This is a genomic window from Tessaracoccus terricola (genome assembly GCF_054776555.1).
Genome location: NZ_BAAHBS010000004.1, coordinates 81,786 through 104,281, shown reverse-complemented (window position 1 = coordinate 104,281; position 22,496 = coordinate 81,786). Strand labels below are relative to the sequence as shown.

General features: G+C 69.9%; 25 protein-coding genes and 2 pseudogenes. 14 read left to right on the top strand and 13 right to left on the bottom strand.

Annotated features, from left to right (window positions below; genetic code table 11):
* Positions 1-53: 53 nt before the first annotated feature.
* A complete protein-coding gene (locus ACYU7G_RS06225) occupies positions 54-782 on the bottom strand; it encodes a hypothetical protein (protein WP_461105888.1) in 729 nt (242 codons plus the stop codon).
* Positions 783-889: 107 nt separating this feature from the next.
* Between ACYU7G_RS06225 and ACYU7G_RS06220 the strand changes: the two genes are divergently transcribed.
* Together ACYU7G_RS06220 and ACYU7G_RS06215 are read left to right on the top strand one after the other, a co-directional pair.
* Complete coding sequence (locus ACYU7G_RS06220) at positions 890-1,597, top strand: DUF937 domain-containing protein (protein ID WP_461105886.1); 708 nt, start codon at positions 890-892, stop codon at positions 1,595-1,597.
* Between the two features lie 217 nt (positions 1,598-1,814).
* Positions 1,815-2,480, top strand: a complete 666-nt coding sequence (locus ACYU7G_RS06215) for an SIMPL domain-containing protein (protein ID WP_461105884.1) — start codon at positions 1,815-1,817, stop codon at positions 2,478-2,480.
* Between the two features lie 151 nt (positions 2,481-2,631).
* On the opposite strand, the gene ACYU7G_RS06210 is transcribed toward ACYU7G_RS06215, so the two are convergent.
* From ACYU7G_RS06210 to murQ, 3 genes are all read right to left on the bottom strand, one after another.
* Positions 2,632-3,741: a glycerate kinase gene (locus ACYU7G_RS06210; RefSeq protein ID WP_461107249.1), complete on the bottom strand. Its 1,110-nt coding sequence runs from the start codon at positions 3,739-3,741 to the stop codon at positions 2,632-2,634.
* Positions 3,742-3,746: 5 nt separating this feature from the next.
* The gene (locus tag ACYU7G_RS06205) at positions 3,747-5,207 is read right to left on the bottom strand and encodes a Gfo/Idh/MocA family protein (protein WP_461105882.1); all 1,461 of its coding nucleotides are present in this window, start codon (positions 5,205-5,207) and stop codon (positions 3,747-3,749) included.
* Positions 5,208-5,343: 136 nt separating this feature from the next.
* Entirely contained in the window at positions 5,344-6,243 is a 900-nt protein-coding gene (gene murQ, locus ACYU7G_RS06200) for an N-acetylmuramic acid 6-phosphate etherase (protein WP_461105880.1), read from the bottom strand.
* A gap of 148 nt (positions 6,244-6,391) precedes the next feature.
* Here murQ and ACYU7G_RS06195 point away from each other — a divergent pair, with 148 nt between their 5' ends.
* Positions 6,392-6,733: an MGMT family protein gene (locus tag ACYU7G_RS06195; RefSeq protein ID WP_461105878.1), complete on the top strand. Its 342-nt coding sequence runs from the start codon at positions 6,392-6,394 to the stop codon at positions 6,731-6,733.
* 7 nt (positions 6,734-6,740) lie between these two features.
* Here the strand turns inward: ACYU7G_RS06195 and ACYU7G_RS06190 are convergent, their stop codons facing one another.
* Genes ACYU7G_RS06190 through ACYU7G_RS06180 form a run of 3 tightly spaced genes read right to left on the bottom strand, consistent with a single transcriptional unit; the run spans position 6,741 to position 8,423 of the window.
* Entirely contained in the window at positions 6,741-7,517 is a 777-nt protein-coding gene (locus ACYU7G_RS06190; protein WP_461105876.1) for a hypothetical protein, read from the bottom strand.
* Positions 7,518-7,521: 4 nt separating this feature from the next.
* Positions 7,522-7,863, bottom strand: a complete 342-nt coding sequence (locus ACYU7G_RS06185; protein ID WP_461105874.1) for a hypothetical protein — start codon at positions 7,861-7,863, stop codon at positions 7,522-7,524.
* Between the two features lie 5 nt (positions 7,864-7,868).
* Positions 7,869-8,423 carry a hypothetical protein gene (locus ACYU7G_RS06180; protein WP_461105872.1) on the bottom strand — a complete coding sequence of 185 codons (555 nt, stop codon included), beginning with the start codon at positions 8,421-8,423 and terminating at the stop codon, positions 7,869-7,871.
* Between the two features lie 64 nt (positions 8,424-8,487).
* On the opposite strand from ACYU7G_RS06180, the gene ACYU7G_RS06175 reads away from it, so the two are divergent.
* The 9 genes and pseudogenes from ACYU7G_RS06175 (at position 8,488) to ACYU7G_RS06135 (ending at position 15,367) form a co-directional block, all read left to right on the top strand.
* Positions 8,488-8,949 carry a hypothetical protein gene (locus ACYU7G_RS06175; RefSeq protein WP_461105870.1) on the top strand — a complete coding sequence of 154 codons (462 nt, stop codon included), beginning with the start codon at positions 8,488-8,490 and terminating at the stop codon, positions 8,947-8,949.
* Between the two features lie 74 nt (positions 8,950-9,023).
* Positions 9,024-10,031 (top strand): LacI family DNA-binding transcriptional regulator, encoded by a 1,008-nt coding sequence (locus ACYU7G_RS06170; RefSeq protein ID WP_461105868.1) that lies wholly within the window; start codon positions 9,024-9,026, stop codon positions 10,029-10,031.
* Positions 10,032-10,207: 176 nt separating this feature from the next.
* Positions 10,208-10,513 (top strand): extracellular solute-binding protein, encoded by a 306-nt coding sequence (locus tag ACYU7G_RS06165; protein WP_461105866.1) that lies wholly within the window; start codon positions 10,208-10,210, stop codon positions 10,511-10,513.
* 51 nt (positions 10,514-10,564) lie between these two features.
* Positions 10,565-12,859 (top strand): annotated as a pseudogene (locus ACYU7G_RS06160) (nitric-oxide reductase large subunit); the annotation flags it as partial.
* Positions 12,860-13,002: 143 nt separating this feature from the next.
* Positions 13,003-13,641 carry a hypothetical protein gene (locus tag ACYU7G_RS06155; RefSeq protein ID WP_461105864.1) on the top strand — a complete coding sequence of 213 codons (639 nt, stop codon included), beginning with the start codon at positions 13,003-13,005 and terminating at the stop codon, positions 13,639-13,641.
* Positions 13,631-14,479 carry an SPFH domain-containing protein gene (locus tag ACYU7G_RS06150; protein WP_461105863.1) on the top strand — a complete coding sequence of 283 codons (849 nt, stop codon included), beginning with the start codon at positions 13,631-13,633 and terminating at the stop codon, positions 14,477-14,479. Before ACYU7G_RS06155 ends, ACYU7G_RS06150 begins: the two co-directional genes overlap by 11 nt.
* On the top strand, positions 14,476-14,793 hold the full coding sequence (locus ACYU7G_RS06145; protein ID WP_461105861.1) for a hypothetical protein: 318 nt from the start codon (positions 14,476-14,478) through the stop codon (positions 14,791-14,793). Before ACYU7G_RS06150 ends, ACYU7G_RS06145 begins: the two co-directional genes overlap by 4 nt.
* Positions 14,790-15,218, top strand: a complete 429-nt coding sequence (locus ACYU7G_RS06140) for a hypothetical protein (RefSeq protein ID WP_461105859.1) — start codon at positions 14,790-14,792, stop codon at positions 15,216-15,218. Before ACYU7G_RS06145 ends, ACYU7G_RS06140 begins: the two co-directional genes overlap by 4 nt.
* Complete coding sequence (locus ACYU7G_RS06135) at positions 15,215-15,367, top strand: hypothetical protein (protein WP_461105857.1); 153 nt, start codon at positions 15,215-15,217, stop codon at positions 15,365-15,367. Before ACYU7G_RS06140 ends, ACYU7G_RS06135 begins: the two co-directional genes overlap by 4 nt.
* Before the next feature lie 180 nt (positions 15,368-15,547).
* Here the strand turns inward: ACYU7G_RS06135 and ACYU7G_RS06130 are convergent, their stop codons facing one another.
* Positions 15,548-16,294 (bottom strand): hypothetical protein, encoded by a 747-nt coding sequence (locus ACYU7G_RS06130; RefSeq protein WP_461105855.1) that lies wholly within the window; start codon positions 16,292-16,294, stop codon positions 15,548-15,550.
* A 1-nt stretch (position 16,295) separates the two neighbouring features.
* Positions 16,296-16,961, bottom strand: a complete 666-nt coding sequence (locus ACYU7G_RS06125; RefSeq protein WP_461105853.1) for a carbohydrate ABC transporter permease — start codon at positions 16,959-16,961, stop codon at positions 16,296-16,298.
* A 65-nt stretch (positions 16,962-17,026) separates the two neighbouring features.
* On the opposite strand from ACYU7G_RS06125, the gene ACYU7G_RS06120 reads away from it, so the two are divergent.
* On the top strand, positions 17,027-17,209 hold the full coding sequence (locus ACYU7G_RS06120; RefSeq protein WP_461105851.1) for a hypothetical protein: 183 nt from the start codon (positions 17,027-17,029) through the stop codon (positions 17,207-17,209).
* A 75-nt stretch (positions 17,210-17,284) separates the two neighbouring features.
* On the opposite strand, the gene ACYU7G_RS06115 is transcribed toward ACYU7G_RS06120, so the two are convergent.
* Together ACYU7G_RS06115 and ACYU7G_RS06110 are read right to left on the bottom strand one after the other, a co-directional pair.
* Complete coding sequence (locus ACYU7G_RS06115; RefSeq protein ID WP_461105849.1) at positions 17,285-18,373, bottom strand: Gfo/Idh/MocA family protein; 1,089 nt, start codon at positions 18,371-18,373, stop codon at positions 17,285-17,287.
* A gap of 9 nt (positions 18,374-18,382) precedes the next feature.
* A complete protein-coding gene (locus tag ACYU7G_RS06110; RefSeq protein WP_461105847.1) occupies positions 18,383-20,041 on the bottom strand; it encodes an FAD-binding dehydrogenase in 1,659 nt (552 codons plus the stop codon).
* Positions 20,042-20,210: 169 nt separating this feature from the next.
* Between ACYU7G_RS06110 and ACYU7G_RS06105 the strand changes: the two are divergent.
* A pseudogene (locus ACYU7G_RS06105) lies at positions 20,211-21,054 on the top strand (IS5 family transposase).
* A 46-nt stretch (positions 21,055-21,100) separates the two neighbouring features.
* On the opposite strand, the gene ACYU7G_RS06100 reads toward ACYU7G_RS06105, so the two are convergent.
* Together ACYU7G_RS06100 and ACYU7G_RS06095 are read right to left on the bottom strand one after the other, a co-directional pair.
* Complete coding sequence (locus ACYU7G_RS06100) at positions 21,101-21,853, bottom strand: SDR family NAD(P)-dependent oxidoreductase (protein ID WP_461107248.1); 753 nt, start codon at positions 21,851-21,853, stop codon at positions 21,101-21,103.
* A 108-nt stretch (positions 21,854-21,961) separates the two neighbouring features.
* A complete protein-coding gene (locus tag ACYU7G_RS06095; RefSeq protein WP_461105845.1) occupies positions 21,962-22,489 on the bottom strand; it encodes an ABC transporter ATP-binding protein in 528 nt (175 codons plus the stop codon).
* Positions 22,490-22,496: the final 7 nt, after the last annotated feature.

Here is a 22,496-nt window from a genome sequence, read left to right as displayed (position 1 = left end):
GCAGAACAGGGGCACCCCGGGTGGGGCGCCCCTGAGGGCTGTGCTCGGTTGGGTCAGGCCACCGAGGGGATCTCGACGGGGCTGTCGTAGTCGTAGGAGGCGACGGTGCTGACACCGCCGGCGTCGATCTGCATCTCCGCGGGGCGGAACTGCTCGTCGACACTCAGGAGGGCCTCCATCGGGGAGCCGACGACGTCGATGGTCACGTTGAACTGGCGGTCGGCTGCGCTGACAAGTTCCACCGCGGAGTATGCGGTGTTGCTCAGGTCCGTCGCACCGCCGAGGCTCGGGTCGACCGGCGCCTCGGTCCACTCGCCCTCGTCGATCCGGGTCCACGAGGTCTCACCCTCGACGACCACCTCGATCTTCTGCTCACCCATGGTGGTGACGCTGTAGGTGCGGGGGTTGGCCGGGTCGGAGTTGTCGACGGAGGTCACCGAGCTCTCGGTCCCGTCCACGGACGACGTGATGGTCATCTGCTGCACGCCCTCCATCGCCGCCGTGATCCGGTCGGTGAAGTCCTGCGGGTCTACGGTGTCACCGTCCTGGTAGGGGAAGTCACCGGCGGGCTCCTCGGCAGGCTCCTCGGCCGGCTCCTCCTCGGCGAGGGTCTCCTCGGCCGACGTCTCCTCGGCGGGGGTCTCCTCCGCTGCGGTGTCCCCGGCTGCGGTCTCCTCGGCGACGGGGGTGGTCTCGGCGGGCTCGGTGTCGCCACCGCAGGCGGACAGGCCGAGGGCTGCGGCAGCCGCGGCCGCAATGATGAGGTTCTTGTTCATACGCATGGTGACAAGGGTGACAGCACAGGGGGTCACCAAACTTCGCAGTTTCCCAGATGTCGACGTTTCGCGTGTGCTTTATTGAAATCCTCCACTATCCGGAAGGATCCACGATGAACGCGGTCAACGAAATCCTGAGCCGAATCCCGCTGGACCAACTGGCGGGCGAACTCGGCACCGACGAGGCGACGGCGGAGCAGGCCGCCCGAGAGGCAGTCGCCTCGCTGATGGGGGGCATGCAGAGCAACGCGGCCAGCAGCCCCGCCGGTGAGGCCTCCCTGGCCGGCGCCCTCAACCAGCACAGCTCTTCCAGCTTCTTCACCGACTCCCGCATCGACCTGAACCAGGTCGACACCGCCGACGGCGAGAAGATCGTCTCCCACGTGCTCGGCAGCAGCGACGCCCAACCCGCGGCCCTCGGCGGACTGCTCGGCAGCGCCCAGGTGCAGAAACTGCTCAAGATGCTCGCCCCGATCGTGATCGGCTACCTGGCCGGCAAGGTCACCAACGGCGGCTTCGGTGACATCCTCGGGGGAGGCGGCTCGGCCGAGCAGAACCAGCAGCCCTCCGGCGGTGGCTTGGGAGACATCCTCGGCCAGATCTTCGGAGGCGGCAACGGAGGCGGCGGCACCACCTCGGCGGAGTCTTTCCAGCAGGGCGACAGCCCGTTCAACACCCCGGAGACCGGCGGGTCCACCGACAAGTTCCCCACCGAAGGCTTCCCCACCGGGTCCGAGCAGACCCAGCAGCAAGAGGAGAAGAAGGAGTCCGGCGGCGGGATCCTCGGCGACATCTTGGGCGGCCTGTTCGGCAAGAAGTAGTGGCCGACCCGACACGCCGAACGGAATCGTCGGAAGGGGCACCGGCGCCCCCTGCGCCCGATCTGCTCGGCGCGTCGGGTCGCCCCCCACGCCGCGCTCGGCGGAACCGACGCGCGGCACCAGCGTTGCTTTTGAGAATCATTCTCAGTAGAATCGAGCCAGGGTCGACCGGACGACTGCAGCCCGTCCGGTCGGCCCCAACACATGAGGAGCAGTCTTGAAGATCACCGTCATGGGCGAGGCCAAGGCCGCGTTCCAGCCTGAGATCGCCGTCCTCCACCTGAGCCTCGGCCACGAGTCCGGAGACCTGGACAAGGCCGTCGACGAAGCGTCCCGGCTCGCGGACGCCATGAACACCGAGTTCCAGAACCTCAAGTCCCAGGACCCGTGTCCGGTCAAGGAGACCGTGCTGTTGGCCCTGTCGACGCGCAGTTGGCGGCCGTGGGCCCAGGATGGCAGCCAGTTGCCGCTGCGCCACCGAGCATCGAGCCGCGCGAAGCTCACGTTCAACAACTTCCGAGCCCTGAGCAACTTCATCGACGCCTGGGGCCGGGAGGACGGCGTCTCGGTGGACCACGTCGAGTGGAAGCTCACCGACGAGCGCGAGGACGCCGAGAAGGCCAGGATCCTCGCCGACGCCGTCGCCGACGCCCGACGAAAGGCGGAGGTCCTGGCGCAAGCCGCCGGGGCCGGTGCCGTCACGTTCGTCGAGCTCTCCGACGCGCCGTTCCCCGATGGCGGTGGCCCCCAGCCGATGGCGTTCGCCGCCGCCCGCATGGCCCGCGGTGCGGCAGGAGGCGGCGGCCGCGGCGAGGGCGTCGACCTGACGCCCGAGGACATCGAGGTCCGCTCCGCCGTTCACGCCCGCTTCACCACGGACTGACCCGCGGGGACACGCACCGGTTGGGGGGTGGTTTCGGCGACGCCCGGCCCGCGCCTCGCCGGGGCCGCTCAACCGACGGTGGTGACAGGCGTGAACGACACGCCGCGTCGGGGCCCTGGAAAGCCTGGACGCGGCGTGTCGTTCACGTCCGTCACCAGGCCTGCGATGCCAACCGCACCCCGGCCTCGCGGAGCCAGCGCGCCGGGTCGGTGAGCGCAGCGCTGCCGGAGCCGGCCAACTCGCTGAGCGAGAGCTGCACCCGGAAACCGGTGGTGTCGGCGTCGTCGGTGATCCGGCCGGCCACCAGCGCCGTCGGCACGCCGGCCTCCTCGGCCAACTCCGCGACGAAGCCGGGCACCTTGCCCGCGGCGGATTGACCGTCGAAGCTGCCCTCGCCGGTGATCACCAGGTCCGCACCCGCGATCGCCTCCCGCAGCCCCACGAGCCGCGCCACCTCGGGTGCGCCGGGAACCAGTTCGGCACCCCAGGCCAGCAGCGCGAACCCGGTGCCGCCGGCCGCGCCGGAGCCGGGTTCGTAGACCGGCACGGGCATCAGTTTCGCGAGCCGGGCCAGGCCCGCTTCCGCGGTGGCGATGCCGGCGGCGTCGAGTCCCTTCTGCGGACCGAAGACCGCCGCCGCCCCGAGCGGGCCGAGCAGCGGGTTGGTGACGTCGGTGAGCACCTTCACCCCGCCGACGGGTGGCCGCCGGACGCGGTCCACGTGGGCTGAGGCGAGCCGCGCCAGACCTCGCGCGCCGGGCGCGATCGGATCGCCGAAATTGTCGGTGAACTCACCGCCGAGGGCACGCAGCATCCCGACGCCGCCGTCGGTGGAGGCACTGGAGCCGATCCCGAGCAGCAGCCGCGAGACGCCGTGGTCCAGGGCGGCGGCGATGGCCTGGCCGAAGCCGGTGGTGTCCGCGTCCAGGCCGGGGCGGCGCTCGCCGAGGAGTTCGATGCCGGAGGTGGAGGCGAGTTCCACGACGGCGGTGCCGCGCGGGGCGTCGTCGGTGCCGGGCAGCAGCAGCCAGGACGCCTCGACGGGCTCGCCGTCGGGTCCGGTGACCGCGACGGCGAACCGCTCGGCACCCGGGACCGCCGCGGCGAAGGCGTCCAGGGTGCCTTCACCGCCGTCGGCCATGGGGCGCAGCACCAGCTCGGCGTCGGGCGCGACGCTCCCCCAGCCGGCGGCCAGTTCCGCGGCGGCTGCGGCAGCTCCGATGGTGCCCTTGAAGCTGTCGACGGCGACGACGACCCGCATCGTGCTCACAGGTCCACGCCGAGCCCGAGTTCGTCGATCCCGACGGCGCGGCCCGTGGCCAGTGACTGGTTGGCAGCGGCTCCGACGGCGACGGCGCGGACGCCGTCGAGGTAGCCGGCGGCGCGGCCGAGGGGATCGGGGCCGAGGCGCAGGTCGCGGCGGAACACGTCCATCAGGAGGATGGCGTCGCCGCCGCCGTGGCCGCCGATGCCGGTGGGGATGCGCACCTCGCGGGCGGCCTCCCAGTGCCGCTGCACCAGCAGCCGCTCCCCCTCGGGGCGCGAGGCGGTGGCGCCGGGCGTCTCGGGGTTGGCCGACGCGTCGAGCACGACGCGCCCGTCGGCGCCCACCTGGACGGCGCCGCGCTCGACGACGGTCAGTTCGGCGCGACCCTCGGTGCCGTTGACTGCCACGTTGTACCCCTCCCACGGGGCGTGCGCGTTCAGCGAGTAGGACATCCGCGCGCCCCGCCGGTAGTCAACCACGAGTGCCATGTTGTCGTGGATGTCGATGCCGGGGGTGAACACGTCACGGTCGCGCAGGTAGCCGTCGTGCTGCTCGGACTCGAGGTAGAGGGCCTGCAGGCGCGGGTCGTTGGTCAGGTCCAGCGCCCACGGGTCGTCCTTCACACCGGTGCCGCGCTCGGGCCGCTCCCCCATGCCGCGTGCGGTGGCGTTGGCGTCGCCGTAGAACTGGAGGCCGGCGGAGGCGAACACCCGCGCGGGGGCGTCGTCGAGCCACCAGTTCACGAGGTCGAAGTGGTGGGCGGCCTTGTGGACGAGGAGGCTGCCGGAGTTGCGCTGCTGGCGGTGCCAGCGGCGGAAGTAGTCGGCGCCGTGGACGGTGTCCAGCACCCACTCGAAGTGGACGCTGGTGGGGGTGCCGATGGCGCCGTCGGCGATGAGTTCGCGCAGCGTCGAGTTCCGCGGCGCGTAGCGGTAGTTGAACGTCATGGTGAGGTCTAGACCGGTGGCGGCCACGGACTCGATGATGGTGCGGCAGCCCTCGGCCGTGGTGGCCAGGGGCTTCTCCACGACGACGTCCACCCCGGCGGCCTGCGCCCGGGAGACGAGTTCGGCGTGGGTGAAGTCCGGCGTGGTGATGACGACGGCGTCCACGCGCTGCTCGGCCACCATGCGTTCCAGGTCGGCCGGGCCGTACTGCGGCAGTCCGGCGGGGCCGCCCAGCCCCAGCGCGGCGCCGGCCTCGGCGTCGTAGAAGTCCATGCGGCCGGGGTTGGTGTCGCACCAGGCCACGAGTTCCGCGACGTCGGCGTGGTCGCCGGTGATGGCGGTCACGTACATGCCCGCGCGGTGGCCCGTGCCGACGACGGCGAACCGGGTGCGCGGCCGCCCGGCCGGGACGTCGGCGAAGCGCGGGACGACGCCCGGCTCGGCTGCCGTCGACGACGACGTCGAGGGCCTGGGTGCGGTGGGGTTCTGGTCCGTGAGTGGTGAGTTGGTCATGTTTTCCCTGCAGTCGCTGAAAGGGGTTTCACACGCCTGTCCGGCATCGGTGCGGAGCAGACGTCACCAGCATAGCGGGAAGCGGTTTCCCCGACTGGCGGGTCCACGGCCCCGGCCACGGCGGACGGGCCGCGACTCAAGCGCGCAGCGCCCGGCGCAGGTGGCCCCCGGCGGCCTCCAGCGCCCGTGCCGCCTCTTCGGGCGACAACTCCGCGAGGATGGCGAGCACGGTCTGCTTCACGCTCCAGCCGTTGCGGTCCAGGTGCTCCGCGGCAGCGGCCTCGTCGACGTCGGCCAGCTCGGCCACCATCCGCGCAGCCCTGATCCGGAGCTTCTCGTTGCTGGCGCGCATGTCCACCATCCGGTTCCCGAACACCTTGCCGGCCCGCACCATCGTGATGGTGGAGATCATGTTGAGCACCAGCTTGGTGGCGGTGCCGGCGCGCAGCCGGGTGGAGCCGGCCACCACCTCGGGGCCCACCACCACCTCGATGGGCAAGTCCGCGGCGCCGGAGATCTCCGCGCCCGAGTTGCAGCTCAGCGCCACCGTCGCCGCCCCCACCTCCCGGGCCCTCGCGATCGCTCCCAGCACGTAGGGGGTGCGGCCGCTGGCGGCGATGCCCACCACGACGTCGGCCGCGGTGATGCCGATGCCGTCCAGGTCCGCCGCCCCCAGCTCGGCGTCGTCCTCGGCACCCTCGGTGGCGTTGCGCAGGGCGTGGTCGCCGCCGGCGATCAGTCCGACCACCTGCTCGGGGCGGGTGTTGTAGGTGGGCGGGCACTCGGAGGCGTCCAGCACTCCGAGCCTACCGGAGGTGCCTGCGCCCAGGTAGACGAGGCGGCCGCCGTCGTTGAAGCGGCGCGAGACCTCCTCGATGGCGGCGGTGATCTGCGGCAGGGCCCGCGCGACGGCGTCGGCCACACCGGCGTCGGCCTCGTTCATGATCCGGGCCAGGTCCGCGACGTCGCGGGTGTCCAGGTCTGCGAACCGGGGGTCGACGCCCTCGGTGGAGAGGTTGGTGGGGAGTTCGGTCATGGGTCCATCCTCCCGCGTTCGGCTCGATGCTGCAGCTATCGCATGTGCTGCCCTTACAGAGCAGCACATGCGACAGCGGCAACGCCAACAGATTGCGGCAGCATCCCAAGCGGCGGTCGCAGCATCCACCCCGCCGTAGGCTGGGCGCATGGACGAGACGCTCACCGAGCTGGTGCTGCGCGCGGTGGAGCTGGTGCCGCCGGGTCAGTTGGTCTCCTACGGCGACGTCGCAGCCCTGGTCGGGACCGGCCCCCGGCAGGTGGGCGCAGTCATGGCGCGCGAGGGCCACGGGGTGCCGTGGTGGCGGGTGACCAATGCCTCCGGCGACCTGCCGCTGCACCTGATGGCCGACGCCGCCCCGCTCTGGGCCGCCGAGGGCATCGTACTCAAGCCGAACGGCCGCGGCGCCCGGATGCGTTCCTACCGGGCAGACCTGGAGCGTCTGGCAAGCGCCTTCGAGCAGGCGGCCGCAGACATCGGCCCCAGCTGAGGCCGGGTCAGCGCCAGCCCCCGCTGTCCATGGCGGGCTTCGCCGGCCATGGGGAGTTGCGCACGGACGTACCGATTCCGCGGAGACGCTCGGCGGCCGTGGCGCGGGCGGCGTCCATGTCGGTCAGGGTGGCGAATGCAATCGCCGCGACGACGGCGCCGAGGACAGCGATCACCAGGCTCACGATGGCGACCACCAGGCCAGCTCCACCCGACGGAATGGCAAGAACCAGACCGACGATTGCAACCACCAGCCCGGCGATGGCGATCGCGAGGCTGATCACGGCCACCAGCACTCCCACGAAATAGCTGTCGTAGTCACCCTTGAGGTCCCCGAGGATCTCGCAGAAGTCCTCGATGGCGTCGCGCAGGTTCTGCAGCTTGGTGGGCAGGGACTGGATTGCGTTGCGATAGTTCTGGGTGTTCCCGGAGTCCCAGTCGTCGCCACGTGGGCCCAGCGAGCCCTGTCCCACGGCGGATTCTGCCGTCGAGAAGTCCACCCCGCAGTACTGGGGGCCGGTGTTCTTGACCGCTGTGTAGTCGTTGATCTCCCGGAGGATCAACTCCACCGTCGGGTCCGTCTTGGGCTGGATGGTGATGAACTCACGCACCGCCTCCTGCGCCTTGTACTCAGCCTTCTGCTTCATCCAGTCCGGCACCCACCACTGGCCGAAGATCTTGTTCAGCGCGTCCTGGCAGGCAGGGCCGATCTTCCTGTCGGCCTCGGCCAGGTCACGGTTGATCTCGTCGATCTTGTTCCGGATCTCTTCAACGGTGTCGCTCATGTCCTCACAGTCCTGATGTCGCGATGAGAATGGAGATCTGCGCGGCGTACTCAGTGTTCGCCGACTCCATCTCCAGATAGTTCCGGCCGGTCTGCGCGATCGCGCCGGCCAGCGAGTCCAGCAGGTCACCACCGGCGTCCAGGGAGACGTCCATGTCATCAAGGACCGCATTACGGGCGTCGTCATAGGCAGCTTTCACGGCAGCAAGATTGGTGTCGGCCGCAACATTGAACTGGATGGCACTCGTCGACGAGTGGACGCCCCGCACTGCAGTCTCGGCGTCCTCAAGGTTGCCCTTCTCCTCCACGAACCATTCCAGTCTGGTCTTGAGTTCCTCGTATCCCATGTTCCCTATCCCTTGTTGTGGTCGTTGCGGCGTGCCACGACGTCAGCGAGCCGTGAACGGAGATCTGCCAACTGCCCGAGCACCTCGTCCTTGGGTGCCTCCTGGGACATGGCCCTGAAGGCGTCGACGATGTCGTTCTCGATGTCGGTGAAATCTGCCGTCCGCAGCCACGACTCGTTCACCTTGATCTCATTCGGCATGCCACTCACGGTCTCAATCGTGATGTGCCGGTACCTGTCCCCGACCTCCACCGGTTCCTGGGGTGTCGGATTCCACGAGCCCAGCGCCTCGAACAGGGAACTCACGTCCCGCGAGAGCTGGAGGACGTCGTCGCGCAGCGCCGTCGGGTACCGCACACCCTGCTTCTGGGGCGCGAAGGCGGCAGCGTTGACAGCTGCGGCCTGCGCATGTTGCTCGGCATAGGCGTACAGCAGCGCGAAACCGAACTCCTCCACCTCGACGAATTTCGCCCAGTCGTCCGCGAGCTTCACAGCGGACACCGCACCGGTTTCATCGAACTCGAAGGCGAACGCCTCGGCAGGTTCACGTGCTTCTTCCATTCCAGAAACGGTACCGCCCGTCCGGTTCACGCGCTCTGATTCCCCCTCCAGCCATAATGGGGGAATGCCTCCCGGTCAGACCCCCAACCAACCGCTCGCGAAGCAGGCACCGCTGCTGTGGGTGATCATCCACGTGGGCAGCCTCCTGCTCGGTCTGGGCCTGGCGGGACTGACCATCCCGCTGCAAGAAGGGCTGGCCCTGATCGCCCGCCTCGGGTTCAGCGCCATCCTGGTGCTGGGGGTGGCCCTGGAAGTCATCGCCGCGTGGCGGCAGACCGTGGTGTTGCGGGCCCTGGGCGGCGTCGCACCGTCACCCTGGCGATGGGTGGTGGTGACGGCGGCCGTCGGCGCCGGAATCTTGGCGTGGGTCTGGCTGACGGGCACCCAGTCCCATGACGCCGACGTGCCTGCCACGCTGGGCACGACGGCGCTCGGCGCGCTGCTGCTGGCGCTGGCCATCGCGGTCGGGCTGCATTTCCTGGTGAACGCCCTCGGGGCCACTCGCCACCCGCGCCAGGCACACTGACCCTTTTCGTTCTGGGCGACCAAGATGAACGGGGTCCACTTGACTCCATTGATTAATCGATGAATTATGTTCCCATGCCAGCCGCACGCCCAACGTTGCGCGCCGTCGCCGAGAAGGCCGGGGTTTCCCCCGCCACGGCCTCGGCGGTGCTCAACGCCAAGACCGACGGGACCATCCGCGTCGGCGAACCGACGCGCAAGCGGGTGCTGGCCGCGGCCCGGGAGCTGGGCTACTCGCCCAACCGCGCGGCCCGGTCCCTGCGCACCCGGCAGTCGCACCTGATCGGCGTGGTGGTCCCGGATATCACCAACCCCCTGTTCCCCCGTTTCGTCCGCGCCGCCCAGCTGCGCGCGGAGGAACTCGGCTACTACGCCATGGTGTGGGACACCTTCGGTGACGCCGATCGGGAACGGGCCGCCGTCAGGGCGATGCTGACCCACGGAGTCGACGCCGTGGTACTCGTCACCGACCACCTCACGGGAGAGGACCTGGCGCCCCTGCTGAGAGCTGGCGTCGCGCTGGCCGCCACCGATGCGGACCTGGACGCCGACGCCGTCGACCGTGTCTCAGAGGACCTGGCCGAGGGTGCCCGCCGGGCCACGATGCACCTCGTCGAGCGCGGCCACAAGCACATCGCCCACATCGCCGGCGACCTCTCCAACGCCTCCGGCCGGCGACGCCGAGACGGCTACGCCGCCGTCATGGCAGCGCATGGCCTGAGCGCAACCATCGTGGGCGGTGACTCGTTCGATCCCGAGTCCGGCAGGGCCGCCATGGCCGAGCTGCTGGACCTCGACGATCGCCCCACCGCCGTCTACGCCGCCAATGACATGATCGCGATCGGCGCCCTCCGGGCCGTCCACGCGGCAGGGCTGCGCGTCCCGGAAGACGTGGCCATCGTCGGCACCGACGACATCTCCCATGCCGACGTCGTCCACCCGGCGCTGACCACCATGGACGTGCGCCCGGAACAAGTGGCCCGCCGGCTGGTGGAGGTGACGGTGGCCCGGCTCACGGGCGACGTCACAGCCCCGGTCCGGGAGATCGTCACCCCCGTACTCGTCCCCCGATCCAGTTCCTGACCACCCCCACCCATCCCACAGGAGACGTAGATGTCCCGCTTCACCAAGCACCTCGCACGCACCTCGGCCCTCGCGCTGGCCGCCATCCTGCCCTGACCGCATGCAGCGGCGGCACCGGCGACGAGGAGGGCGACGGCGCCACCGTCCAGGTCCTCACGTTCGCATCCCAGGAGCAGATGCAGCCCGTCGTCGACGCGTTCACCGCCGCCAACCCGGAGATCACCGTCGAAATCCAGACCGTGCCCTTCGACGACCTCAACTCGGTGATCCAGAGCCGCGTCGGCGGCCAGGACGAGAACGTCGACGTCTACATGGTGGACAAGCCGCGGCTCGCCGGACTCGCCTCGCAGGACATGCTCCTGGACCTCACGGACAAGGTGGAGATCCCCGACGGCGCGCTGCTGGAGGCCGCCGGTTCCTCCTGGCCACCGCGTCCGGAGAATCTCGCCGGTTCGCCAAAAATCTACATTCGCCTTGGCTAGTGTCGCGGACAGTCCAGTTGCAGCCGTACTCCCCACGACAGGTGGTGTGCAGTGAGTCTCCAAACCAAGTCAGACCCCAAGCCGAACCGGGCCGAGCTCTCGATATCCAAGGGGTGGGTCCAGGGCGTCGCCCTCGTCCTGGTCTTCGGATTCTTCGTGATGGGCTTCCTCGCCTATCGCACCTACAGCGACTCGATGCCGCAGCCGCAGCAGGTCACCTCCGAGTCCGGCGAGGAGGTGTTCACGGGCGAGGACATCACCTCTGGCCAGGAGATATTCCTGAACCGGGGCCTCCAGCAGTACGGCTCGATCGTCGGCCACGGCGGCTACCTCGGCCCGGACTACACGGCCGAGTACCTCCGGCTGTCCACCGAGCACGTCACCGAGGCGCTCAGCAACGCCGGGGTGCAGGACCCGGCCGAGGCCACCGTCGAGATGATGCGGACCAACCGCTACGACGAGGCCACCGGGGTGCTGGTGTTCACGGCGGAGCAGGTGAGCGCGTTCGAGGAGATCCGCGAGTACTACGCCGACTACTTCGGCACCCCGACCACGGAGCACGGCCTGCTGCCGTCGTTGATCACCGATCCCGAGCAGATCCACGACCTGACCGCCTTCTTCGCATGGACGGCGTGGGCCTCGGCCGCGGAACGTCCCGGGCAGGACTACTCGTACACGAACAACTGGCCACCGGAGCCGCGGGTGGACAACCAGCCGACGGCGGACATCCTGGTCTGGTCGGCGATGTCGCTGATCGCGCTGTTGGCGGGGTTGGGTGCGCTGTTCGCCGTCTACGGCCGGTGGAGCAGGAAGATCGGCTGGCAGAGCGCGGAGGTTCCCGCGCTGGCGTTCCGGCAGCCCGGCGAGTTGGGCATCACCCCGGCGCAGCGGGCGACGAGGTGGTTCTTCCTGGTGGTCTCGGTTCTGTTCCTCGGTCAGGCCACCCTCGGTGCCGCCGTCGAGCACTACCGCGTGGAACTCTCCGGCTTCTTCGGGCTGGACCTGGCGCAGTTGCTGCCGTTCAACCTGGCCCGCACCTGGCACGTCCAACTGTCCCTGCTGTGGACGGCCAGCGCCTTCCTCGCGATCGCCATCTTCCTGGCGCCGATCATCTCCGGCCGCGAGCCCAAGCGGCAGCACTGGCTGACCTACGGGCTGCTGGGCGCGCTCTTCGTCGTGGTGCTCGGGTTCGTCGGCGGCACCGCGATCAGCATCTTCGGGCCCCAGTGGGCGCAGGACAACACGTTCTTCTTCGGACAGCAGTGGGAGTACCTGGACATGCCGCGGTTCTTCCAGATCCTGTTGGTGCTGGGCCTGTTCATCTGGATCATCATCATCTACCGCGCCATCCGCGCCCGGCTCCGCTCGGAGTCGAAGTTCAACATGCCGTGGTTGTTCTTCTACGCCGGTCTGGCGATCCCGGCGTTCTACGCCGTCGGGCTGCTCGCCACCAACAGCACCCACCTCACCGTCGCCGAGTTCTGGCGGTTCTGGGTGGTGCACCTGTGGGTGGAGGACTTCCTGGAGTTGTTCACCACTGTGATGGTGGCCTACATCTTCGTGATGCTCGGCGTGGTGCGCCGCAAGATCGCCATCCAGATCATCTTCATGGACGTCATCCTGTACTCGGTGGGCGGCGTCATCGGCACGATGCACCACCTGTACTTCTCCGGCACCCCGGTGGAGCACATGGCGCTGGGCGCGTTCTTCTCGGCACTCGAGGTGATCCCGCTGACGTTCCTGACCGTCGAGGCGTGGACGTTCCTGCAGTTGGGCGCCCGCCAGGAGTCCCGCAGCAGTGCCCCGTTCCCGCACCGCTGGGCGGTGATGTTCCTGGTGGCGGTGGGCTTCTGGAACTTCGTGGGCGCCGGTGTGTTCGGCTTCCTGATCAACCTGCCGATCGTGTCCTACTACCAGATCGGCACCGCGCTGACCGCCAACCACGCGCACGGCTCGATGATGGGCGTCTACGGCATGATGGCCGTCGGCATGGCGCTGTTCGCGCTGCGCTACATCATCCCGCCCGAGAAGTGGTCGGACAGGATTGCCAAGATCTCCTTCTGGTGCCTGAACATCGGGCTGGCCTGGATGGTGTTCGCGACACTGTTGCCGCTGGGCGTGCTGCAGCTGTGGCACTCGGTCAACGAGGGCTACTTCGAGGCCCGCACCCTCGGCTACATCGCCGAACCCGGCAACGTCATCCTCGAATGGCTCCGGATGCCCGGCGACGTCGTGTTCCTGGTGGGCGGCGTCCTCCCGTTCGTGTGGCTCACGTGGCTGGGCGTGCGGCACGCCATCAAGGCCACAGTCACCACGATGGAGCCGGAGACGCTGTTCGTCATCGAGCATGCCGAGGCCCGCGAGGACCGCACCGGACTGGTCACCTCGGGCGTCGCCTCGGAGCGCGACGGCGTGGCCGACGGTGAGCTCCCGCCCAGCCGCTACGCCTCGGACAGGCGGGCACCTGACGACCCGGCCGGGGGCGCCACATGATCCCCGACATCGAACTCGCCGCCTGGCTGGGCGCGGGCTACGGCCTGGTCCTGCTGCTGGTTGCCCACGGCATCGACCGGCTGGCCCGGCGCGCCCAGACCCGGCTGCAGGAGCAGCACAGCGGCGGCTTCACCTACCACGAGGACCACGACGCCTGGCTCTGCCCCGAGGACCAGTGGCTGTGGCCGAAGTCCTTCGACCCGGACAACCGCGTCATGCGGTACCGGGGCAGCCCCAGCGTGTGCAACTCCTGCCCGGTGAAGGACACCTGCACGTCGTCCAACGACGGGCGGGAGATGAAGCGCATGGTGGACACCTGGCCGGCGTCGGAGTCGGCCCGGTTCCACCGCGGGATCGCCTGCTCCGTCACGGTGCTGGCCGTGCTCTGGCCCGCCGTCACCGCGCTCACGGTGCAGACCTGGCCCAGCCAGGTGCTGGCCCTGGCCGCAGCGTTCCTCGTCGCGGTGGGCTCGCTGCCGCTGTGGGCGCACCTGCGTCGCACGCCCGCGGACCCGCACGGCGCCGTCGTGCGCACCCTCGACGAGACCCTCGAGGAGCGCGACGCCGTCGCTGCGGCGATGACCCGGCGCCGCACCACCTACGCATCCGACCGGAGGTCCGAGAATGCCGACTGAGCTCATCCTGGTAATCCTCTTCGTCGCCCTGCTGGTGGCGCTGGCCTTCGGGACCATCCGCATCGTGCGCGAGTACGAGCGGGTGGTGGCGTTCCGGCTGGGGCGGCTCCGCGGGCCCCTCGGCCCGGGCGTGGTGCTGATGCTGCCGTTCCTCGACAAGCTCGTGCGGGTGGACCTGCGCGTGGTCACCCTCACCATCCCGCCGCAGGAGGTGATCACCAAGGACAACGTGACCGCCCGGGTGAACGCCGTGGTGATGTTCAGGGTCACCGACCCGGTCCAGTCCGTCATGTCCGTGGAGAACCACGCCGTGGCGACGTCGCAGTTCGCGCAGACCACGCTCCGCTCCGTGGTGGGCCGGGCGGACCTGGACACCCTCCTTGCGCACCGTGCAGACCTGAACGAGGACCTCGCCCAGTCGATCGCCCGGCAGACCGCGCAGTGGGGCGTCGAGGTCTCGGTGGTGGAGATCAAGGACGTCGAGATCCCCGAGTTGATGCAGCGCGCCATGGCCCGGGAGGCCGAGGCCGAGCGCGAGCGGCGCGCCAAGGTGATCAGCGCGCGGGGCGAGCTGCAGGCGTCGCAGGAGCTGCGCGATGCGGCCATGACGCTCAGCGAGGCCCCGGCGTCGCTCCAGCTGCGCTATCTCCAGACCCTCCTGGAGCTTGGCGCAGACCAGAACTCCACCGTCGTGTTCCCACTGCCGATGGACATCATCGGCCCCCTCGTCCGGGCCGTCGAAGGCGCCACTGGTGGAGCCGCGGACGAACCCGAGGCCTCCCGTCCGAGGCCCGGACTGGCCGTTGTCGACCGACCCATGGAAGGTGAGTCCAGATGATGACCCAAACCGATTCCGACACGATCACCCCCGGCCGGCCTGTGCGGCTCGTCCCCACGGCGCCCGGGTTCTGGACCACGATCCTGGGCGTCTGCATCGCCGCACTCGCACCCCTGCTGGGATTCCTGGGTGGCAGCATGCTGGGCAGGCCCGAGGGCGACGTGATGCTCGACCCGATGTACTGGGGCCTGTTCGGCGGTGTGGTCATCGGCGGCATCGGGGTGCTGATGGCCGTCATCGGCGGCCGGCGGTTGTGGCTGCACCACCGCACGCCCGCCGTCGAACCCGGCACCGCCGGGGAGGCGACGACGTGAGCGCCACCCACACCACCGTCGCTACGCCCGAGGCACCGGGCCCGCCCCTCGGGTTCCGTTCCGACGGCCCGGCCGACAGGTTCATGCGTCGACTTCTGGGCATCCGCTCGGTGAACCGACGTTCCGGCCGCGGGGCGCACAAGGCGTTCCGGATCTCCGTGGTGTTCTCGGGCATCCGGTGCCTGATCACCTACCTGCTGATCCCCGTGCTGGTGCCGGTGTTCAGCCTCGCTGGCTGGGTGGCCGCCCCCGTGGGGATCGCACTGTGCGTCGTCGCCGTCGTCAACGGGGTCATCAGCACCCGCCGCTTCTGGCGCTCGGACCACCCGAAACGCTGGCTCTACACCGCCTTCATGGGCGTGGTGTTCGTCATCCTGGCGATCGCCCTGACCGCCGACCTGCAAAGAATCGGAGCACTGGTATGAGTACCCACACCGGATCCCCCACCGACGTTGACGCCTACGTGCCCGACGACACCCCACCGAGCGAGGCCGAGAGCGCGTTCATCACAATCGCGATGTTCGGCGGCCTGGTGGTCTTCGCCGTCGGCTGCTTCCTGCTGATCGGCTGGTAGGTCCGGTTTCCGCTGGTTGAGCAGCCCCGGCGAGGAACGAGCCCGGGCGTCGTCGAAACCACACACACTGGTTTCGACAACGGGCTGACTCGTACCTCGTCGGCCCTGCTCAACCACCGATGGTTGAGCAGCACGCGCGAGCGACAGCGAGCCGGGCGTGGTCGAAACCAACGCGCAGGTTCAGCGGCGTCGGCGAGGCCGGGCGGGGATGGCAACGACGGCGAGCGCGGCACAGCCCAGCGCCGGGACCAGCAGCGGCACCAGTGCCCACGTCACCACTGCCACCAACGCCGCGGTGGCCAGCACGTAGAGCGCACCGGGGACATCCGCTGCCACCGCCCTGGGTACGGCCCGCACAGCCCGGCGCCAGCCATCCTGCGGGTCCCACTGGCCCGCACTGATGAGCAGGGCCACGGCGAGCGCCGCGAGCCCGGCCCAGCCGAGCACGCCGATGACGGCACCCCCGGGCAGGAGTCCGGTCCGGGCGAGGTCGATGTCCAGCAACAGCAACAGCGCCAGGGCCGTCGCGCCAGCCCCGACGACGGCGCCTCCGAGGAGTGCCGCCCGGACGTCGGCCCAGAACAGCGCCAGGCGGGAGTCCTCGGCCGCGACGAAACGCCGCGTGTGCCGGACCCCGGCGGCCAGGGCGGCCGGGAGCGTGACGACGAGCAGACCCACGAGGCTGACCAGCAGCCCCACCAGCAGGACCTCTCCGAAGAGCCCGAAGCCACCCCGGGCGCCAGGGTTGGCAGCGGGTGCGGACTCCTCGGGCACCGGACCAGAACCGTCCCGGGCCTGACGCCGGGCCGCTCTGCGGGCGCGGTCAGCCGCCTGGGCGGCCCTCCGCTGGGATCCCATGCCCGCTCCTTGCTGCGACGACGACGCCGTGGACCGGATGACCACGGACGCGCCGGTTGCTCGTCCCACGCTAACCCTTGAGCCCCTGAGTGGCCACGCCGTCGACGAGGAAGCGCTGGAACACGATGAAGAAGATCAGCACCGGCACCAGGGCCACGAACGACGCGGTGACGGTGGCACCGTAGTCGCTGGTGGAGGTCTGGTCGTTGTAGAGGCGCAGCGCGATCGGGAGCGGGTAGTTCTCGGGGCTCGTGAGGTAGAGCAGCGGACCGAGGAAGTCGTTCCAGCTCCAGATGAACGCGAAGATCGCGCAGGTGATGAGCGCCGGTTTGATCAGCGGCAGGATCACCGACCAGAAGATCCGCGCGTGGCCCGCACCATCGATGCGGGCGGCCTCGTCCAACTCGCGGGGCATCTGGCGGACGAACTGCACCAGCAGGAACACGAAGAACGCCTCGGTGGCCAGGAACTTCGGCAGCACGAGCGGCCAGAAGGTGTCCACCATCCCGAGGTTGTTGAACAAGATGTACTGGGGGATGATCACCACGTGGAACGGCAGCAGCAGCGTGCCGATCATGGCGGTGAAGAAGACCGCCACTCCCCTGAACTGGATGCGCGCGAACGCATAGGCGGCCAGCGACGCGGAGAACAGGGTGCCGACGACGGCCAGCGAGGCGAGGATGAACGAGTTCAGGAAGAACCGCCACATCGGAACGCCGCCGATGCCCTCGGCCACCTTGATGTAGTTGGCGATGGTGGGCGCCTCGGGCAGCAGTCCCTGGTTGGTCCCGAACTCCGCACGTGAAGCCGTTCACCACCGCCCGGGCACTGGTGCCGCCCACCGAGGGCGCCGCGGTCTGGGAACGCTCCTGGACCTCCGCCGGCCGACTGGTGACGATCACCGCCGACGACAGCGCCTCCCCCTCGCTCGACGGCGACCACGTCGTGATCCCCCTCCCGCCGGACACCCCGTCAATCGAGTAGGGCGCCCCGCGCCCGTGTCGAGATTCCGCTGAGCGTCCCGGCGGATGAGCGGCACCCCGCCCCATCGGGTACGGCTCAACCGTGACGCAGGTCGGTGACCGGGCTGGTGAAGCCGCTGCGGTGGGTGGGGTGCTTGGCCAGGTCGGTGGGTGTGATGATCGCGCCGTCGGCGGCGGAGGCGTAGATCGCCGCGACCAGTTCGATGGAGCGGGCGGGGTCGGCGGCGGTGGCGGGCAGCGGCGCACCGGCCAGCAGCGCGTCGAAGACCTCGCGGATGAGGGGGTCGTGGCCGCTGCGCTCCTCGGGCTGGTCCGGCAGCGCCCAGGACTCCGCCTCGGCCTCGAAGCCGGGGGCGGGGGTGATGCGCCAGTTCTCGTGGCCGTGGCCGTAGAGGTGGTCGACGGTGAGGGTGGCCTTCTGGGTGTCGATGCGGATGGAACTGGTCTCGCGCGGGGAGACGGCGCTGGTCACCACCTGCGCGAGCGTGCCGCCGGCGAAGGTGATGGTGGCGGTGGAGGAGTCCTCGGTCTGGGTCTCCCGGTCCAGCCGCCACAGCCTCCCCTGCACCCCGGTCCAGTCGCCGAGGAGGTAGGCCAGCAGGTCGAGCTGGTGGATGGCGTGCCCCAGCGTCGGGCCGCCCCCCTCGGTCTCCCACTTGTCGCGCCACGGCACGGCGAAGTAGTCGGCGGTGCGGTACCAGAGAGTGTTGCACAGCGCCACGAGCGGACGCCCGAGGGCGCCGTCGGCCAGCAGCCGTCGGAAGTGGGCTGCGGCGGTCCCGGTGCGCTGCTGGAACACGACGGCGAGCTCCCGCCCCGCGGCCGCTGCGGCCGCACGCATCTCGTCGAGTTCGTCGAGCGACGGCGCGGGCGGCTTCTCGACGACGGCGTGCGCACCCGCCGCGAAGGCCGCCAGCGTCTGCTCACGGTGGACCGCCGGTGGGGTGCAGACGTGGACGACGTCGGGCCGCTCGGCGGCGAGCAGTTCGTCGAGCGAGTCGTGGACCGCCGGGGCGCCGTGCTCGGACGCGAAGGCCTCGGCCGCGTCGCGGGACAGGTCCGTGACGGCGACGAGTCGGGCGCGCGGGTGGACGGCGATGGCGCGGGCGTGGGCGTGGGAGATGGCGCCGGTGCCGACGATGGCGCAGCGCAGCGTTGCGGTCATGGGTAAACGCTATCCGATGGCGGCTGCCCGACCGGCGGCCCGTCCCGAGAACAGGCAGCCACCCAGGAACGTGCCCTCCAGCGAGTTGTAGCCGTGGACTCCCCCGCCGCCGAAGCCGGCCGACTCGCCCGCGGCGAACAGGCCGGGGATGGGCTGCCCGTCGGCGCCGAGGACGCGGGAGGACAGGTCGGTCTGGATGCCGCCGAGGGTCTTGCGGGTGAGCGTTCGCAGCCGCACCGCGATCAACGGCCCGTTCGCGGGGTCCAGGAAAGCGTGCGGGGCGGCGGTGCGGATGAGGCGGTCGCCCCGGTAGGCGCGGGCGGCCCGGACGGCGGCCAGTTGGGCGTCCTTGCCGAAGGCGTTGGCGAGTTCCCGGTCGCGGGCCTCGAGCATCCCCTGCAGCCGGTCGGCGTCGATCCGCTCGTCCCCGGCGAGGGCGTTCATCGCGGCCACCAGTTCGGGGACCGTGCCGGCCTGCAGGAGGTCCTCGCCGTCGTCGAGGAACTTCTGCACCGGGGCCGGCGCGCCGGGCCGGACGCGGCCGAGGACCTGCCGGATGCTCTTGCCCGTGAGGTCCGGGTTCTGCTCGGAGCCGGAGAGGGCGAACTCCTTCTCGATCACCTTCTCCGTGAGGATGAACCAGGAGTGGTCGTGACCGCCGGCGCGCAGGTGGGACAGGGTTCCGAGCGTGTCGAAACCCGGGTAGCAGGGGGCGGGCAGCCGGTTGCCGTCGGCGTCGAGCCACAACGACGAGGGCCCGGGCAGGATCCGGATGCCGTGGCCCGGCCAGACCGGGCTGTGGTTGGCGATGCCCTCGGTGTAGTGCCACATCCGGTCCCGGTTCACGATCCGGGCGCCCGCCGCCTCGGCGATGGGGAGCATGGAGCCGTCGACGAATGCGGGCACGCCCACGACGAGGTCCCGCGGAGGGGTGCCGAGCCGCTCGGGCCAGTACTGGCGGATGAGGTCCAGGTTGGCGCCGACGCCGCCGGCCGTGACCACCACTGCCCCGGCGGTGAGCTCGAAGTCTCCGACGACGTCGCGGCTGCTGCTGACCGCCCGGGCCACGCCGTCGTCGCGGAGCCGGTGGCCGCGCACTCCCGTGACCGCGCCGTCGACGGTGACGAGTTCGGTGACCTTGTGGCGGCCCAGCACGGTGAGCCTGCCCTCGCGCTCGGCCTCGCGGCACACGGCCTCGAAGGGTGCGACGATGCCGGGCCCGGTCCCCCACGTGATGTGGAAGCGGGGCACCGAGTTGCCGTGGCCGGTGGCGGTGCCGTCGCCGCGTTCGGCCCAGCCCACCACCGGGAAGAACCGGATGCCGAGCCCGTGCAGCCAGGCGCGCTTCTCGCCGGCGGCCCACTCGACGTAGGCGCGGGCCCACTTGGCGCCCCACTCGTCCTCACCGTGGGGACCGTCGAGGCGGTCGAAGCCGGCGCTGCCGCTCCAGTCCTGCCAGGCGAGTTCGAGGTTGTCGCGGATCCCCATCCGGCGCTGCTCGGGGCTGTCCACGAGGAACAGCCCGCCGAAGGACCACCACGCCTGGCCGCCGAGGTGCTGGGCGGACTCCTGGTCCACCAGCACGACGCGGCGTCCGCGCGTGACCAGTTCCGCCGTCGCCACGAGCCCCGCCAGGCCGGCTCCCACCACGATCGCGTCCGCGTCCACATCGTCTCCTTCGTCGATGGTCGGCTCCCAGCATCGCAGAGCCGGGGCCGGGCGGGTGGCCGATCTGCAGGGGTGGGCCTAGGCCGTGTTGATCAAGTGGTTCGGTCCTCGGCCGCGCGAGTCTGGACTGGTGACGCGACAGGAGATCTCTAACGAGGTGTGGGCTGTGATGGAGCCGTTGATGCCGACGGTGACCGGGAGATCGCGGCCATGGACCGATCACCGACTCGCTGTTGAGGGCATGGCGTGGAAGTACCGCACCGGTGCGCCGTGGCGGGACGTGCCGGAGCGGTTCGGGAAGTGGAACTCGATCTACAAGCGGTTCAATCGGTGGGCCGAGGACGGCACCTGGGAGAACCTGCTCACCGAGGTGCAGGAGCAGGCCGACGCGGCCGGGAAGATCGACTGGGTCGTCTCGATCGACTCCACGATCGCCCGTGTTCATCAGCACGGCGCGACCCTCGCCCGGGACACAGGGGGCTCTGCCGAATCACAAGAATCCATGGTTCGAGCCGCCTGATCACGGGATCGGCCGCTCCCGGGGTGGGCTGACGACCAAGCTGCACCTGGTCTGCGACGGCCGCGGCAGACCACTGGGCATGATGATCACCGGCGGGAACATCAACGACACCACGATGATGACTGCCGTGCTCGAGGACATTCGCGTGCCCCGCGCCGGCAAGGGCAGGCCACGGACCCGACCCGACCGGGTCCTTGCCGACAAGGGCTACCCATCGAAGTCGAACCGCGCCTGGCTGCGCGACCGACGAATCGCGGCGACCATCCCGGAACGTGAGGATCAGATCGCGCACCGCTGTAAGAAGCCTGGCCGTCCGATCGACTTCGGCGACCAGCAACAGGAGCGATACAGGGGCCGCAACGTCGTCGAACGCTGCTTCAACAAGCTCAAGCAGTGGCGCGGAATCGCGATGCGCTCCGACAAGCTCGCCCGCAACTACCGCGCCGCCGTCAACCTCGCCGCCACGCTGATCTGGATCAAGACCGCTCTGTAGTGTCGAATGTCATTGCCTCGGAAGTGGCGGCGCGCAACCCTCTGCGTCAGCCGTCGCGTCTGGCGATCCGCGCTGTCAGAGCCCCATCGACGACAACTTCTGCGCCGGCGACGTAGCTCGCGCCCGTCGACGCGAGGAACGCGACGACCTGCGCGATCTCGTCCGATTGCGCCGCACGACCAAGCGGGATGTCGAAGGAACCGGGATCCACACGCGACGTCATCGACGTCGGCACGAGCCCTGGCAGAACCGTGTTGACGCGGATGCCGTCTGCTGCCAACTCAACCGCGAGCGACTGACCCAGACCGCGCAAGCCCGCTTTGGATGCCGCATAGGCGTGCAGACCCTCTCGTCCGCGAATGGCGTCGATGGATGACACGTTGACGATCACCCCACCGCCACCGCGCTTCATGACAGGAGCGACCGTCTTGCACCCGAGAAACGGACCCGTGAGGTTCGTGGCCAGCACACCGTCCCACTTCTCACGTGACGTGCGATCCAGTGCCGCGGCGAACCCGACTCCGGCGTTGTTCACGAGGACGTCCACGCCGCCGTGACGTCTCTCGGTCGCAGCAACGACGGCCTTCCACTGGCGTTCGTCGGTGACGTCGAGAACCGCAGAGTCAGCGCCGAGGGAAGATGCCACGGACTCTGCACGACGCTCAACCGCGTCTGTAACGACAACCACATAATCGAGATCGGACAGCGCCCGCGCGATCGCCGCTCCGATTCCCCGCCCCGCACCCGTCACAAGAGCGACAGCTGCGCGATCACTGCGATTCATCGGCGAGGTCTCCATCACGCAGCCATGATGGCAGAACAACCGTCACGGCGGCCAAGCCCGCGATGCCGCACGCAGGGCTTTCGCCGAGGCCCAACGCCCACCACACGACTTGTTCCACACGGCCTAGGCGGAGTTCTGGACCCTGGTCAGCGTGGCGTAGCGGCCACCTGCGGCCAGGAGGTCGTCGTGGGTGCCCTGTTCCACGATGCGGCCGTGCTCGAGCACGACGATGCGGTCTGCCTGCCGGATGGTGGACAGCCGGTGCGCCACGACGAAGGTGGTCCGGCCCTGCATCAGGCGCTCGAGAGCCTCCTTGACCAGCTGCTCCGAGGACGGGTCGAGGGCGGAGGTGGACTCGTCGAGCAGCAGGATGCGGGGGTCGCGCACCAGGGCGCGGGCGATGGCCAGCCGCTGCCGCTGCCCTCCCGAGAGCCGGGCGCCGCGCTCCCCCACCGGGGTGTCCCAGCCCTGCGGCTGCTGGCGCACGAACTCCCAGGCGTTGGCGTCGCGCAGCGCCTGCTCGATGCGGGCGTCGGGGATGTCCTCCTGGCCGTAGGCGACGTTGTCTCGGATGCTGCCCTCGAACAGCACCGACTCCTGGGGCACCACGGACACGAACCGGCGGGCGTTTCGCAGGTCCAGGTCCTGCATATCGCGT

Excerpts from the sequence above, each read along its gene's own strand:
- ACYU7G_RS06100 (WP_461107248.1), bottom strand. The coding sequence starts at position 21,853 with ATGGAGACCTCGCCGATGAATCGCAGTGATCGCGCAGCTGTCGCTCTT.
- ACYU7G_RS06210 (WP_461107249.1), bottom strand. The coding sequence starts at position 3,741 with ATGCGGGTCGTCGTCGCCGTCGACAGCTTCAAGGGCACCATCGGAGCT.
- ACYU7G_RS06205 (WP_461105882.1), bottom strand. The coding sequence starts at position 5,207 with ATGACCAACTCACCACTCACGGACCAGAACCCCACCGCACCCAGGCCC.
- ACYU7G_RS06165 (WP_461105866.1), top strand. The coding sequence starts at position 10,208 with ATGCAGCCCGTCGTCGACGCGTTCACCGCCGCCAACCCGGAGATCACC.
- ACYU7G_RS06135 (WP_461105857.1), top strand. The coding sequence starts at position 15,215 with ATGAGTACCCACACCGGATCCCCCACCGACGTTGACGCCTACGTGCCC.
- ACYU7G_RS06220 (WP_461105886.1), top strand. The coding sequence starts at position 890 with ATGAACGCGGTCAACGAAATCCTGAGCCGAATCCCGCTGGACCAACTG.
- ACYU7G_RS06195 (WP_461105878.1), top strand. The coding sequence starts at position 6,392 with ATGGACGAGACGCTCACCGAGCTGGTGCTGCGCGCGGTGGAGCTGGTG.
- ACYU7G_RS06155 (WP_461105864.1), top strand. The coding sequence starts at position 13,003 with ATGATCCCCGACATCGAACTCGCCGCCTGGCTGGGCGCGGGCTACGGC.
- ACYU7G_RS06145 (WP_461105861.1), top strand. The coding sequence starts at position 14,476 with ATGATGACCCAAACCGATTCCGACACGATCACCCCCGGCCGGCCTGTG.
- ACYU7G_RS06150 (WP_461105863.1), top strand. The coding sequence starts at position 13,631 with ATGCCGACTGAGCTCATCCTGGTAATCCTCTTCGTCGCCCTGCTGGTG.
- ACYU7G_RS06190 (WP_461105876.1), bottom strand. The coding sequence starts at position 7,517 with ATGAGCGACACCGTTGAAGAGATCCGGAACAAGATCGACGAGATCAAC.
- ACYU7G_RS06175 (WP_461105870.1), top strand. The coding sequence starts at position 8,488 with ATGCCTCCCGGTCAGACCCCCAACCAACCGCTCGCGAAGCAGGCACCG.
- ACYU7G_RS06170 (WP_461105868.1), top strand. The coding sequence starts at position 9,024 with ATGCCAGCCGCACGCCCAACGTTGCGCGCCGTCGCCGAGAAGGCCGGG.
- ACYU7G_RS06225 (WP_461105888.1), bottom strand. The coding sequence starts at position 782 with ATGCGTATGAACAAGAACCTCATCATTGCGGCCGCGGCTGCCGCAGCC.
- ACYU7G_RS06180 (WP_461105872.1), bottom strand. The coding sequence starts at position 8,423 with ATGGAAGAAGCACGTGAACCTGCCGAGGCGTTCGCCTTCGAGTTCGAT.
- ACYU7G_RS06115 (WP_461105849.1), bottom strand. The coding sequence starts at position 18,373 with ATGACCGCAACGCTGCGCTGCGCCATCGTCGGCACCGGCGCCATCTCC.
- ACYU7G_RS06185 (WP_461105874.1), bottom strand. The coding sequence starts at position 7,863 with ATGGGATACGAGGAACTCAAGACCAGACTGGAATGGTTCGTGGAGGAG.
- ACYU7G_RS06095 (WP_461105845.1), bottom strand. The coding sequence starts at position 22,489 with ATGCAGGACCTGGACCTGCGAAACGCCCGCCGGTTCGTGTCCGTGGTG.
- murQ (WP_461105880.1), bottom strand. The coding sequence starts at position 6,243 with ATGACCGAACTCCCCACCAACCTCTCCACCGAGGGCGTCGACCCCCGG.